General features: G+C 50.2%; 9 protein-coding genes. 7 read left to right on the top strand and 2 right to left on the bottom strand.

Translation table 11 applies throughout. The features are described from left to right. Positions 1-338 precede the first annotated feature (338 nt). Positions 339-1898 (bottom strand): anti-phage dCTP deaminase, encoded by a 1560-nt coding sequence (locus AC1RMF_RS10295; RefSeq protein ID WP_493141382.1) that lies wholly within the window; start codon positions 1896-1898, stop codon positions 339-341. 503 nt (positions 1899-2401) lie between these two features. Between AC1RMF_RS10295 and AC1RMF_RS10290 the strand changes: the two genes are divergently transcribed. The 6 genes from AC1RMF_RS10290 to AC1RMF_RS10265 all read left to right on the top strand — a co-directional run bounded on the left by AC1RMF_RS10290 (position 2402) and on the right by AC1RMF_RS10265 (position 9946). Beyond that, positions 2402-2647, top strand: coding sequence for an Os1348 family NHLP clan protein (locus AC1RMF_RS10290; protein ID WP_493141381.1), 246 nt, complete (start codon positions 2402-2404; stop codon positions 2645-2647). Between the two features lie 183 nt (positions 2648-2830). Continuing rightward, the gene (locus tag AC1RMF_RS10285) at positions 2831-3823 is read left to right on the top strand and encodes a radical SAM protein (RefSeq protein WP_493141380.1); all 993 of its coding nucleotides are present in this window, start codon (positions 2831-2833) and stop codon (positions 3821-3823) included. Next, positions 3811-5739 (top strand): RiPP maturation radical SAM C-methyltransferase, encoded by a 1929-nt coding sequence (locus AC1RMF_RS10280; protein ID WP_493141379.1) that lies wholly within the window; start codon positions 3811-3813, stop codon positions 5737-5739. The genes AC1RMF_RS10285 and AC1RMF_RS10280 overlap by 13 nt, the downstream gene beginning before the upstream one ends. Then, the gene (locus tag AC1RMF_RS10275; RefSeq protein WP_493141378.1) at positions 5736-7232 is read left to right on the top strand and encodes a clostripain-related cysteine peptidase; all 1497 of its coding nucleotides are present in this window, start codon (positions 5736-5738) and stop codon (positions 7230-7232) included. The genes AC1RMF_RS10280 and AC1RMF_RS10275 overlap by 4 nt, the downstream gene beginning before the upstream one ends. Positions 7233-7399: 167 nt before the next feature. Beyond that, positions 7400-7978 carry a DUF1353 domain-containing protein gene (locus AC1RMF_RS10270; protein ID WP_493141377.1) on the top strand — a complete coding sequence of 193 codons (579 nt, stop codon included), beginning with the start codon at positions 7400-7402 and terminating at the stop codon, positions 7976-7978. Between the two features lie 126 nt (positions 7979-8104). After that, entirely contained in the window at positions 8105-9946 is a 1842-nt protein-coding gene (locus AC1RMF_RS10265; protein WP_493141376.1) for an NACHT domain-containing protein, read from the top strand. Positions 9947-10442: 496 nt separating this feature from the next. Here AC1RMF_RS10265 and AC1RMF_RS10260 read toward each other — a convergent pair whose 3' ends face one another. Then, complete coding sequence (locus AC1RMF_RS10260; protein ID WP_493141375.1) at positions 10443-10796, bottom strand: hypothetical protein; 354 nt, start codon at positions 10794-10796, stop codon at positions 10443-10445. 36 nt (positions 10797-10832) lie between these two features. Between AC1RMF_RS10260 and AC1RMF_RS10255 the strand changes: the two genes are divergently transcribed. After that, positions 10833-13793 (top strand): caspase family protein, encoded by a 2961-nt coding sequence (locus tag AC1RMF_RS10255; protein WP_493141374.1) that lies wholly within the window; start codon positions 10833-10835, stop codon positions 13791-13793. Positions 13794-13882 lie beyond the last annotated feature (89 nt).

Genomic DNA, 13882 nt, shown 5'->3' with positions numbered 1-13882 from the left:
AAAACAGTTGCATGAAAGCAGGTCCATCCAGACCTGCTTTTCACTGTTTGCATGATTCTGAACTACTTGAAGAATCGAACTCGGCTAGCAATCTGTTCGAGTAGCTTGGCATCTTTTGCCTCCTCTTCACGGACGCGCCGTGAGCGAAGACGTGCGGTGAAGCAAACGATGGAGGCAGACCCTTGAACATCAGGCGACTCTAGGGCTTGGGCATTCGGCTTACATTCGATTTCGAAGTTTAGCTCCAACTGCTTATCTGATGCTCGGGTCATAGAAGGCTCCGGGTTAATTTAAGGCAGTAATGAAACAACGAACAAGCTCTTGCACTCAGTAAATCGTCATTGTAAATCACGGATCGCAATGCCTTCAAGTGACGAAACTGCCTCCATCGTGACAGCAGTAACTGGGCGCGCAGTCTTCGTGCGCATCATTCCTGTAACACTGTCTTTGCGGTCGTTGCCCTCGAAGAACTTCAGAAAGCGGGACGGGGCAACGCCGTCGAAGGGAACGATGCGAACCTTCAAGGTGTTCGTTTCTTGCTCAGTTATCGCGTCTTCATGGAGCTTGGTTGCCAAGCTCTTGCGGTATGGCTCCAAGAAGTAGACCTCGCGCACACCTGCAGCAACGATGTGACGTGCACATGAATGGCACGGGTAGGTGGTGACAAATAGCTTGGACCCGCGGACCTTGGAGCCATGCTGTGCTCCCGCATTTAATAGAGCATGCATTTCAGCATGAACTGCACGCGAAAATTCAATCAGGCTGCGAAGCTGAGAGTCATGACGAATGAGTTTCACTGCTTCTTCAGACTTGTCTTTGTCCACAATGCCTTTAGCGATCATCTTGTCGATGACGGTCCGCGCGATCAAATCTTTCTCTTCATCGTTGAAGCACTTTCCGCCGTCCTTGTTGTAGCAACGATGATCGTCATCGGCTGTTGCACGCAGATCTTGAATTTCGTAGAGGCCCCCAAAAGCGCGGGGGACATCATTCCATCCCGTGGAGATCAGTTCACCGCTTGCGCTGGTCAGTGCCGCTCCCACCTGACGGGACAGACAAGCCGAGTTCATGGCGGCGGACGAAGCCGCGTACATAGCACGCTCCGCAACAGTTGGTGTGATGATTCTGGTGCCAAGCATCAAATCTAGGAACCGACGAACACGTGATATCAATTGCGAATCCGTCCCCGCATCAACCCTTAGAAAAAAATCTGAGTGCGGGAAGGTATCTTGGACTTGCTGCCCGTGGTCCTGCTCCTCACCGGAGTCACGATTGATCAGCGTATGGATTTCTTCCGGTTTAGAAATCTTTTTCTGAAGTCTGGCGATTCGCTGCTCGATAGGCGCATACACGCCGACGATGTGCAGCATGTCACCGTAAACGAAGCGAAGAAGTTCGAGTTCCTCTTCGTTTTTGATCGAATCAATGATATGACAGGTCCATTCGATCGGCGTAGGTATAACCACGTCACTCGGCTCATCAGCAAAAAGTTTGGGCTGGTGAGCGGCTTCGGCTTGCCCGTCATTTTGCTTCTGCCGCGTGAGCGAAATCCGTCGAATGGCGCGTTGCACCAAGATGGCACGTCCATGCTTTTCACGGAGATCATTTCCGGCTTTGATGAGTGCGGCAATGTCTGCTTCGGGGGACAGTTTAGCCATCTCCCGAATTTCCTCGCTGAGCCTGATGATGTCAACGTACTTGTAGCCATAATCCTGTCCGCCAAGCAAGTCTTTAAATATTTTGGCCACGTCGTGCAGCGGCGTACCTAACGGACCACACAACGCCACAACGATTTCAGGCGTGTGGGTTCCTTTAATGCGATCTTTTGCCGTTCTATCGTCTTGATCATTGGCGGCGCCCGCTTCGGGAACCGCCTTTAAAGCCGGGACTGTACTCATATCGCTACTCTCCCTTTTTATCATGTTTGGTCTTAATGCTACACGAAGTGGACGTCCGCACAAATGCATCAATTCCAGTAACTGGACCTTAATATGAAGAGGTGTGTGCAGAATGCAGATAGAGCCCCCATACAAAGGCGCAAACTTCTACCACCAATATTCCGAAGTAAGAGAAGAATAGAAAGTCAATAACTTCTACATCGTTGATACGGTATGAACGATCACTCAGAGCCTTAGGTCTTTTGCGCTGCGGTTAAGTGACTTCCCAAACTCAAAATACTCCTCGCTTCCATAAGATAGAAATGCACGAGACCATCTGTATAAGGGTTAACACCTACATCCGAAAGTTCTCGCGAGATATAAAGTGAATTCGAACGCGACAATGCCAATATATATTGGTGATTTCCTGAGTTGGACGGGTTGAGCGTTGCATCTCCACTTTTGTGCGGTAACTCAGGTGGAATTACGGGCGTGCAATCTTTCTAACCTCATTGGGAGAATCTATGGCTTTGTCAAATATGTCACTGGATGATGTTGAGAAAATTCTGGGACGGGCACTTATCGACACCTCATTCCGAACTCAGCTAACTACAGATCCAGTTGGAACACTAAAAACCTTAGGTTTTGGTGATGCATCGAATGATGCTGTAGCCTTCTTCAAGGCACTCGACGTTGGCTCATTTCCGACAGCAGCAGGCGAAGTCGAAGCTCGCCTCGGCGGCCGAAGTGTAATCGGATTGTGGCTTTAAGGTGACTTGACGATCTAGACAGGCTTGCCACATTTCGTGGGTTTTTCTGCTGGATCGGAGCCATATGCCTTGTTAAGGCCACTCAGGCATAGCTCCGAACGTAAGTTGTAAATACGTTCAAAGTTGATTCTATAACTTTGCAAGCCCGTCCAAGCATCTCGTAGACACATGCTAGGAGAACGCATGGAAGAAAAGAGATTTTCTATTCGGAATTTGGCACTGATTCCTTCGTGGGAATGTGACATTTCGTGTCATCACTGTGTATTCGAGTCCTCTCCTCGGGTCAAGGGCCGTTTAGATAAAGCGATTGCTGCTCAATTCGTGATAGATCTCGAATCGATCTCTACACTAAGTACAGTTACCATTTCTGGAGGAGAACCTTTTCTTGACGAACTCTATTTAAGACATATAGCTTCAATATGCCGAACTCTCTCACTCAAATTTAGAGTCATAACGAATGCTACATTCGGTGAATCTCTTGATGCGGCGGTTGCCGCTTTGCGCCCGTTAGTGGAAATAGGTCTCGATAGCGTCGGAATCAGTTGGGATAAGTTCCACAGCCAGTTTGTAAACGCAGATCGCATTGCAAATGTAATACGAGCATGTAGAAGGCTCAGCGTTCCTGTTCAAATGACATGCGTTGTCACAAAGGACTCCACCCTCTCTATGGCACTAGAAGCATTGGGTGATGAAGGGTATGAATTGCGTACGCTGCAGGTTAAGTGTTTACCTGTAGGCCGAGCTACAAAGAAGGTGCCTGCGACGAACCTTCTGCCACCCTCCGACTGGGAGCGTGGGCGCGCTTGCAGATCGGATTTCGACACCCTCAGCATAGTTCACGATGGCACCGTGTATCCCTGTTGTGCAGTTGGAGGGTTTACCGAAGGTATTGCATTGGGGACCTTCCCGAACGAGCCTTTAGATGTATTGCTGAAACGCCGCGACGGAGATTTGCACTGGGCAATTCTTGCCGCTAATGGACCTCAGTTTTATATGAAATTCGCCTCGAAGTTGGAACTCGCAGAAGTGGGTGCGCATTCTTCGCTGCATGACTGCGTGAATTGCAATCGCATATTCCAGTCCTCTTTGGGGGCAAAGGTCGTTGCCCGGGCTGCAGAGGAAATAGGCAGCCGCACCGCTGCGCTTGTCGCGGGACATCCGCAATGGCAAACGTAGCACTTGTGGCGATGCCAATGGCATCTCCACATCACCCGAATCTAGCCTTAGGTCTGCTAAAGGCAACGCTGCAAAGATGGTCGATTGAGTCACACGTACACAACTTCTACTTGGACTATGTCGAGAGTATTGGCTGCAATAAGTACGATGAGGCTTCCGACGATTCTCTATATAAGGCTATGCTTGGAGAGTGGATTTTTTCTGCCGAATTGTACGGACGCTCGGTTACGAAGGAAATCAATTATTTAAAAAACGTTTTGCAAGCAGAGTACCCGGACCGATGCAATCCTGCTCTTATACTTTCTTTTATGCATCTGAGGCGAGATTCGCCAGCATTCATTGAAAAGTGCTTTCTCGCTGTCGATTGGGCTCAATATCGGATAGTTGGATTCACGACTTCTTTTCAGCAGAACATGGCATCGATTGCCCTGGCAAGAAAGATCAAAAGCAAATTCCCATCGGTTGTAATTGTCTTTGGTGGCGCAAACTGCGACGGGGACATGGGAGTGGCTCTTTTGAAGTCTTATGAATTCATAGACGCTGTTTTTTCCGGGGAGGCCGAGCAATCGTTCTCTGAGTTCGTATGCGAATTGCTTGGAAGACCAATAGCCCGGAAACCTGTCATTGTTGAACTTGCGTGTGAATCGAAACAACTTACATTCACGTCCAGCGGCAGAACGTGGCCTGCACCAATTGTAGGGTCGCAGCCAGTCGATCTTGATACGTTGGTCTATCCAGATTTTTCAGACTTCTACGAACAGCGAACTCGCTTTCCCGAGCTACAGGCACGCTACCAAGCTGTGCCGTTATTTGAGTCGGCTCGAGGCTGCTGGTGGGGCGCGAAGAAACACTGTACCTTCTGCGGTCTCAATGGCTCGAGCATGGCGTTTCGCAGCAAGAACCAGAATCGAGCATTGGAAGAAATTGTTGCGCTTTCGCGGTCATACGGAAATGAAATGCTTGTCGTTGACAACATTTTAGACTTCAAGTACTTCCAACGCTTCATTCCTGACCTCGCCAAGCTTCACCCGAGACTTCTTTTGCACTACGAAACAAAGGTCAACTTGACACCGGATCGAGTGAAGGCACTTGCTGCTGCCGGCATAAGAAAAATCCAACCAGGTATTGAGTCGTTCAGTTCACGCATTTTGAAGCTGATGAGCAAGGGATGCACCATGCTGCAGAACGTTCAGACCTTAAAGCTGTCAGCGGAGGCTGGCATATATGTTGAATGGGGGTTCTTGTACGGTTTTCCAGGTGAGTCTTCCCTCGACTACGAGGAAATTGCATTGCTCATACCTAAGCTTTGTCACTTGCAGCCACCAGCTGGAATAACCAAAGTGCGAGCGGATCGGTTTAGTCCATATCACAGTCGGCCAGACTCCTTTGGTATAACGATTACACCGCTTGCTGCGTATCAATACATATATCCTTTCGACCAGAGCACGCTAGAAAGGCTTGCCTATCACTTTGACATCAATAGCACTGAGCTGGATGTTTGTGCGGACTATACATCTTCAACAATAGAGGCTATCCAAGCATGGAACCTGACTAGACATGAGCAAGAACTTTATATGATCGACGATGGCGCCGTAGTAGAGGTCATGGATACGCGGACTATTGCCCGGCGCAATATATCCATATTCAAAGGCATTCCGGCGTCCATACTTCGAAGTTGCTGTTCAATGCAACCTCTCCAGACGTTATGTACCAATTTAGAAATATCCAGAGAAGAATTGGAGTGCTGTCTGGACGGACTCTTGTCGGATTCCTTCGTTCTTTACGAAGATGACTGCGTACTGACTTTACCTTTGCGTCAGCCAGGATACAAGAGAGCACTCGAAAACCAGCAAATCCGTGAGCCACTGGAGCGCTCACACGCCTTTTCAAATGTCTTTGTGAGCTCGGTACGATGAGAAAGTGGTCCATTTTGATTTTTATGGCTGCCGATAACGACCTCGGTTCGGATTCATTTTCGGCACGAAATCTTCACGAGCTAGAACGCTACGGCTCCGACGACTCTATTGCACTGCTTGTTCAACTTGATCGAGCTGGTGGTGGGCCAAATGGCACAACACTCCGTGGCAGGATGGACCGAAATCCAACTTGGATTGCTGGCGGAAGTGACTGGATCTCAGCGCTCTCAGATATTGGAGAAACCGATACTGGTGATCCACGAACGCTTACAAATTTCATCATTTGGGGCGTAACCACCTACCCCGCTGACCAATATGCGCTCGTCATCTGGGGACATGGGACCGGATGGCGCGCAGACCAAATTGAGACGGCAGTAGGCAAAGCGGCAGGTGCGCAAGTTGAGCTGGCAGCCAGGTCAACAGGATTTGGTGAAATGTACAGATCCAGGACAGCTGGACTGCTTTTTCGAAGAACCATGGAAATTGCTGTCGAAACTTTTATTAAGGACAGACTTCTTCCAAGTTTGAATGTTGATGCACTGGCACACCCAATTGAATTCGTACCGCCCGCCATTGAGGTAGTAGCCGAACGCATTGGACGGCGTTCAACACATGCTAACGGCGGTAGCGTACTTAGCGAGACCTACAAAAGTGCTCTTGACTTTGTCATGTCAACATTGACCAATGAACTAAGTGATGATCAGATTCATGATCTTTTCTCCCGAGCAGTCGCGTACGACATGACCGATGCGTCGGCACTTGATTCCATCGAATTGAAGCGCGCACTTAGTGATGCACAACAGCGGATAGCAGAATCCGGCATACAGTACCAGTTGGATCTCATAGCATTTGATGCGTGTTTGATGGCCGGTTTAGAGACGGCCTATCAACTGAAGGACTACGTGAGAGTTGTGGTTGCTTCGGAGGAAGAGGAACCAAGAACCGGTTGGCGCTACGACCTCGTTGCCGAATCTTTTGCAAAGCAGATGGCAACCAATGCCGATCTTGAGTCACTTGCACAAGACTTAGTTGAGGACTATATAAAGGCGCAATCACTATATGTTATTCGCCTCGTCACAGGCTCGGCGATCCGCACAAATCAAGTAAATGCCTTAGTGGCATCAATGGAAGCTCTCGGCGCTACATTAATTTCTTTGCTTGACACGCATACGCGCGCAATACAAAAGGCAGAGAAAACGGCGACTAGATTTAGAGGAGATAAAGATTTCATCGATCTAGGTCATTTTCTAGCTATCCTTGAGGTCAACATTGACGAAGCAAACGCAACCACTACGATTGCTCAAACGTTAGCAGCCTATAAAGAACTTTTGATTTGCTCGCGATATGCCTTTCCTCAGGCCTCAGAAGTGCCAACGGGCCTTTCTGTATATTTTCCAGCCATGCCTCGTTACGATAAATCGTATGACACATTGGACATTAGTCAACACCTTACCCAATGGGTTAAGTTCGTGAAGTCCTATCATATGCTTTAGCCCCTTAGTTTCGTGAGGATGCCTTACTTCTTTTTCGAAGCACAAGACGTATCCGCATCGGTTTTTGATTGCAACTCTTGATTGCGTAGCTGCATTTTTTTGGAATACTACCGACTGATCGTTAAATTTTTGAAAGACCGCATTGTGCAAACTTAGGGAGGTAATTTATGAATGGGCAATTTTCTGGTAACCCTAAAACTGAATGGCTTTCAGAAGAAGGCGGCGATCGCAACATGAAGGTTTTAGAGGACTTTCTTTACACGGACCCAGAGGGTAAAGAGTGGAAAGCGTCCGCTGGTAGTGTTATCAATGGTGCAAGTATTCCTGCGGCGCTATGGTCGATGATTGGTTCTCCGTTCACAGGTGACTACCGTAGGGCGTCAGTTGTCCACGACGTTGCTTGCGGAGCAGTTGGAGTCATTCGAGAGGATGCTGACAAAATGTTCTATCACGCGTGTTTGGCTGGCGGTTGCGAGAAGAAACAGGCTCAGTTGCTGTACGCAGGCGTGAGGATTGGGGCGTGGTCTTCGCTCATTAAGCCTTGGAACTCAGTGACCTTGCTTCAACCTTCGGTTAGACGCCAAGGACTGACTCACGAGGTTGGGGCCACAAGCATCCAAAATACTTTTGAGGAGATTGCTTCAGAGTTGGAAAACCGAGGCGAACTGTCGTTTGAGCAACTCGAAGCGGTTGTGCACCGCCACCTTACAGCGAAAGCTCAGCAGATGCCATCGGGTATGCAGTAGCCATGAGAGGTGCCATGGAAAATATCGGTTCAGCTACGCGATCCAATTCAATCATTAACGCCTATTTGCAGCGAAGATCCAAAATACTAAACTCATACGGTCAATAACTTCCGAATTTGGAATTCAATGGAATCCATTGCAACACAAGCATTAATTCGAATTGGTACCCAAGCCGTTTTGTCGTTTTTGAAAGAACGACCTAAAGCCGTTACGGCACTTGTCGCCAATCTCGAGGAGCTCATTGCTCGAGACATTGCGGACGCCCTGACTTGGGCGTCGCGAATCCAGTCTTTGGGCATGTCTATGCCGCGTCCTGTGACAGGCACAACTATTACTCTTCGGATCTCTGAAGTGCCTCGTCGCTTTCGGGGGGGCCGATCTGTCGGGGACTTAGGTGAAGATGCATTGCTTGAGCCTTCACATAACACTCTGCTACTTGGTGATCCAGGGTCGGGCAAGACGACTACACTGAAGCGACTAGTACTGAGGTTAATCCTTGGCGAAATTAATTCTGAAGTTAGATCATTGCTAATGGTCTTCAGACTCCGAGAGTTGAAGCCAAATGAGTCTATTCTCGAGAAGATCGCCCGCGGAATGGGTCTCGCAGCAGTCTGGCGTAGCGAGCCAAACGATGAGACAGCTTGGAAGCATCAAGTGAAGCAGCCTCATGACCTATGGGTTGGTGACGAGCGCGCGAAATCAACGATTGCAGACTTTCTACGGGACTATTGCACGGTAATTGTGATTGATGGACTTGATGAGGCTCCATCGAATAGTGGTATTAGCCTTCGCAATGAACTAAATTGGCTTTCCCGAAATTGCCAATCAAGCCGGTTGATTGTTTCATGCAGGAGCGGTGACTATCGAGGGAATCTCGAGGGCTTTCGCGTCCTGGAAATGGCACCGCTTAACAAAGCTGAGGTGCGCGCGATAACATCAAATACATCGGTTGACGCTGAAGCGTTTCTGCAGGCGCTCCTATCGGCACCATATGCTGATTTGGCTGATCGCCCCTTATTCCTGGTTCAGTTGCTGCTAATTTTCGAACGCTACGGATATTTGCCCGAACAGCCAAGTGAAGTATATAAGCTGATCGTTTTCCTTGCACTCAGGGAATGGGATGCCGACAACGGAGTGATTAGAGGAAGTACCTATGCCGGTTTCTCGCCCGATCGAAAGCACAAATTCTTGTCTGCACTGGCATATGAAATAACGTTCAAGAATAAGCAGAAGCAGTTTGACAGTCGAGACCTACAACGCGTGTACACAATTATTCATGAACGTTTCGCGTTGCCTGCCTCTGAAGCTAGTGACGTAGTTCGTGAAGTTGAGTCGCATACGGGTCTAATTGTAAATGCCGGCGATGGTCGTTACGAATTCTCCCATCTCTCTCTGCAGGAATACTTGGCCGCAGAATACATTAGTAGGGAGACACACGCAATCCATCTCCGGTCATATCTAGACGATTATCCAGCTCCGGTCGCCATCGCAATTGCATTGGCCTCCGATTCAAGTCAAGCGTTCGCATCTCTGTTCTTAAGAGGCAAATCGCCACCCGTCGGTGCCTCCGAGAGTTTCCTTTATCGCCTGATATCTGAGTCACCTTCATTCGACACCTCTCCCGCTCTTGGGTTCGCGATGTTGCGGGTTTTCTCCATGTTTTCAGACATCAGCTCGCCTGTCCTCATTCGATTGCTTGGGCTTCATAATGTTCGAACTTCACTCTTAGCTTCATTTAAGATGCTGAGAGAGGTGGTCTACCCTGGTACTCCAGAAGGCAATCGTGATGTGAAGCTCAAGCGCACAACATCACTCGATGCATTTCACGGGTTACATACACCAGACTCATTCAGCTTTTCACCAGAAACCTATCGCTTAATTACGGCGTCAGTGGGAATTGCACCAGAACAAATTGCGCCTGACTCAGCCATCAAACCACATCGGCAGCGCAAAAAGCGCTATAGATAAGGGAAATCTCGGTTTCCGTGCAATTTCTCACGCTAACGGGTACGGACTACCCTTACGCTATTGACCCTATCGGGTTAACTGAAGGAAATCACATGAAGACGTTTGAAGCACCCTATCGAATCACGAAGGTATTTGACCGGCTAAAGGCTAAGACGCAGTTTTCACTTTAGTCTTCAGCACTTGTGCCGAGCCACCAGCAATACACCGCTGCGTTAAGCGGGTCACACAAAACCTGCTTGCCACCGGAAATACCCTGTCAATCAAGGATCGGCAAGCACTGTCACGTGTCTTGGCGCCAAAAGGCAGGGGCGCCAGTGGACCCTCAGCGGCCGTTCAGTTCATCGAATTGAAAGCCGCAAAGCCGACATCGGCCTGCCCGCTACTTGGCCGTCTTACGTGCCGCTCTTAACGCCGCCGTCCAGTGACAGGGGCCATGCGGCACAGTTTTGCGTCGGCGCAGCCGTCTTCGCACCAAGACGAGTGCTCACGGCAAGAGTCAAAGCTTCTCGATGAGAAAGTTGACACCCTTACCCGCCTCCGCTGCTTGCTTAAGCTTGTCCACCGTTGTATGCTCAATGCCCACTTGGGCCCCGCCGAAATCAACGGTCATACGGTACGAGGTACTCTTCTGGCTACGCCAGAAGTTGATGACATTGATCAGCGCGCTAATTGAGCTGACTGCCAAGCTAGCTATGGCAATCCCGATCACGAGATCGACCTTAACGCCAGGAACGGAAATAGTTGCGAGGTTGACGCTAACACCGTTTTCAGCAAGCATGCCTGAGAGTTCTCGTAGGTCTGCTGTGACTGTAGAGTCGAAATCACCACTAAGAGATATGCGAACGTTCATGTGTTACCCCCCTAAGATAAAGCAAGTGTCGAGCAAATGACGCGCAGAGCATTGTTCATTGCGAGCGCAAAAACCGGTCCGGAATTAAAGTCCGGCGTTGATGACTGCCGAAAGATACATGCGGTCTTGACGGATCCGCGCTTTGGAGGATATGACCCGGCTCTTTCGCCTCCGTTGCTCTTGGAGTGTGAAACCGAGGAAGATTTTATCTTCCAAATCACCAAGTTCTTCAAGACATCAGTCACTGCCGACCAGAGAATAGTCTATTTTACTGGCCACGGAAGGGTCTCTGCCGGGGAGTACGGCCTAGTGTTTAACGGCGGCGCAGACTTCATACCCTTTGCGGTCATCGTCAGCCTGCTGAAGGGCAAAGGCCCAGGCAAGACGATCTTCATTCTCGACACCTGCCACAGTGGTGCAGCTGATCTTAGTGGCATTAAGGGCGCACAGGAGCTCCCCATTGCGTCCACAGGTTCTTGCGTGTTCGCCTCTTCGAGAGACATCGAGTTCAGCCATGAACTCCCAGAGACGGGAAGCCTCTTCACGCACTATCTCTGCGAGTGCATCACCAGCGGCAATGGTGGGCAGCCAACCACCAGCGGACTGATCACAATCCCAGATGCCTCCGCATACGTTCGGCGGAAATTTGATGCCTTGAACTCGCATGATGGCCGTATACAGACTCCTCGCTATAGCATACGGCACGAAGAAGGCCTGCTCTGGATCGCTGTGAACCTCTCGGGAGCCGCCACTTCGCATAAGAAATCGGGGACAACCTCTCAGGGGGCTGACACACAACGACGTCCATGCACGGGTGCAACTGTGGCTGACTTAAATCAGGAACTCCTGATGAAGTATGCGAGGGACTATCTGGGGATGACTGCGCCCGGCGCGTTCGACGAAGTTGTCCGCAAGTTGGATCTGTTTTTTTCCGCCGAAGACGACCAACCAAATGAGGCCGCGATTCTTTGCTTTGGCTTGCGCCCAGAGAGGTTCTTTCCTAACGCTGCTTCAATGTTCTCTTCCGGCGACCGGACCTCAAGCAGCTTCATTCGCAAATCTATCGAAGGTCCGCTTGTAGACCAACTGCAGGAACTCGTTCACCTCACTCTAAGAAATCTTGCCCAGACGGCTTCGTTCAGAAGCACTGCCTTGCGCACTGATGAATCAGAAATTCCGGCGGACGTTATTCGTGAAGTGGTAGCAAACGCCATCGCCCATCGAGACTTCGCTTCCGATGGCCGTGTTCACGTCCATGTCGACGACGAATTCGTTGAGATCACGAATCCCGGCCGTTTCCCCAAGGGACATTCCTGGGAGGCTTTGCTGGAGCAACCAGGCCTCTCCCTTACACCCAATCGGCGGGTGGCGAATCATCTGCAGAGACTTGGCGGATACGAAGGAGTTGGTCGGGGGTTCTCAATCCTTCGACGGTATCGTGACGAGCGAGGGGAAGAGTCAGTACGTTTTTTTGAGAGCGGGGAGATCATTCGCTGTCGACTGCAGAGAACCCGTCCTTTAGTTCCTGCTGGCCCGGGAGAAGCCCAGGCTGAGACGGCTAATCTTCGACTTCAAAATTACGTTTCCGCTAGCTCACGCGCGTTTGCGCGGACTACAGGTCTGTTAGGGGGATCTATCGAAGGCGTCTTTGTCGCTCCGCAATTGGAGCGCGCTGACGGTAAGCGTGTCACTTATACAGATCTCATTGCGTCACTGGGGCAGCTTGGCAAGCATGTTTTGCTGACTGGAGCCCCAGGTTCTGGGAAGTCATGGCTCCTGCGGCGGGCCGCGATCGATCTGGCTGGGGAGTTGTCAAAGAGTGAAGCGCGGGAGCACACATCGGAAACTCGTAGCAGGAAGCACCCGACCCCGCTCAAGCCCATGTCAATGGTACCAATCTACATGCAATTACGCACGTTGAGAGTTGACTTGCCTATGACCTCTGCGATTGCCCAGGCATGTGGTTTGGAACACAGCCTACTGGAGTACGCGTTGAACACAAGTCACGCTGTCATCTTTTTCGACGGCCTTGACGAGGTGATGCCGCAAGAAAGGTCCACTCTTGTGGAGCGGATCGAAGCCCTAAAGCATGAATTCCCTGGCACCAGCACGGTTATCTCTACGCGACAACTTACCGCTGACCGGAGCTTGAGTGATGGGTTCGAAGCGCTAACGCTTTTGCCCTTCTCAGATCAGGAGATTGCAACCTACGTTAAACAGATTGGTAGTGGCTGGCATGAGGGCATGCTACCCAAGGACTTAGGAAGTCTTGACGCTGAGATATTTAGGTCTCCACTACTTCTCTCTTTGTTACCTAGTCTGCTGGACCGTGGAAGCGTGGAGCTTGATCAAGAGGACCTGCTTGATGTTTTGGTGGAGACATTATTTTTTCGGCATGACGCAGCAAAGGCAGGTTTCATTCGGAAGACGGTGTTGCCAGGTGATGACATGCGAAGGCTTGTCGAGTGCATTGCCTTAGTAATGGTGGTACAGAACATCGCCTCCGCGCCCAGGGAGGTGTTTTACGAGCATGTCAGGAGTGGACTTGAGTTGGCTGGTCTGAGAACGACACGTGATACACGATCGGATTCCTCGGAAATTGTGAGTGACCTAGTTCGTCTTGGACTCGTCGTAGAGCTATCGCAAGATGAATACGGTTTTCCACATCGAGTAATACATGAACACTTGGCGATCGCAGCAGCATCTCGTTTGCCCGCAAACCCATCACAGTTCGCGGGGCTACTCAATCGGGTTGCGAACCATGGACGCGACGATTCATTTTTAGCTAAATTGGCACTTGGTTGGATGCGGTCTACCACCCAAGGTGAAACGTTGCTGCAGGAATTGACGAGCCTCTCACGGACTTCCACAGAAGAAAGTCGTTCCACACTCCTGCAACTAGCGGAGGCACTAGCACCGGAGGTCACCGCCCGTCGGAATCGAGAGTTCGCCATCCTGGGTAGTCTAGGCAGCGGCGACAGCCTCGAGCCACCATAACGCTGACTTCGGTGCACGATGCTGGTCACTTCAACCAAGGTGTGTTTGAAGCACCGCGAAGCGGCTGTTGGCCAGTGCCCGCTCATGGT

The sequence above is a fragment of the Rhodoferax sp. GW822-FHT04A08 genome, from assembly GCF_058801025.1.
This window is presented reverse-complemented; position numbering and strand designations above follow the sequence as displayed.

What these genes read in the sequence shown, in the direction of transcription:
- AC1RMF_RS10295 (WP_493141382.1), bottom strand. Translation starts at nt 1,898, where the DNA reads ATGAGTACAGTCCCGGCTTTAAAGGCGGTTCCCGAAGCGGGCGCCGCC.
- AC1RMF_RS10290 (WP_493141381.1), top strand. Translation starts at nt 2,402, where the DNA reads ATGGCTTTGTCAAATATGTCACTGGATGATGTTGAGAAAATTCTGGGA.
- AC1RMF_RS10285 (WP_493141380.1), top strand. Translation starts at nt 2,831, where the DNA reads ATGGAAGAAAAGAGATTTTCTATTCGGAATTTGGCACTGATTCCTTCG.
- AC1RMF_RS10280 (WP_493141379.1), top strand. Translation starts at nt 3,811, where the DNA reads ATGGCAAACGTAGCACTTGTGGCGATGCCAATGGCATCTCCACATCAC.
- AC1RMF_RS10275 (WP_493141378.1), top strand. Translation starts at nt 5,736, where the DNA reads ATGAGAAAGTGGTCCATTTTGATTTTTATGGCTGCCGATAACGACCTC.
- AC1RMF_RS10270 (WP_493141377.1), top strand. Translation starts at nt 7,400, where the DNA reads ATGAATGGGCAATTTTCTGGTAACCCTAAAACTGAATGGCTTTCAGAA.
- AC1RMF_RS10265 (WP_493141376.1), top strand. Translation starts at nt 8,105, where the DNA reads ATGGAATCCATTGCAACACAAGCATTAATTCGAATTGGTACCCAAGCC.
- AC1RMF_RS10260 (WP_493141375.1), bottom strand. Translation starts at nt 10,796, where the DNA reads ATGAACGTTCGCATATCTCTTAGTGGTGATTTCGACTCTACAGTCACA.
- AC1RMF_RS10255 (WP_493141374.1), top strand. Translation starts at nt 10,833, where the DNA reads ATGACGCGCAGAGCATTGTTCATTGCGAGCGCAAAAACCGGTCCGGAA.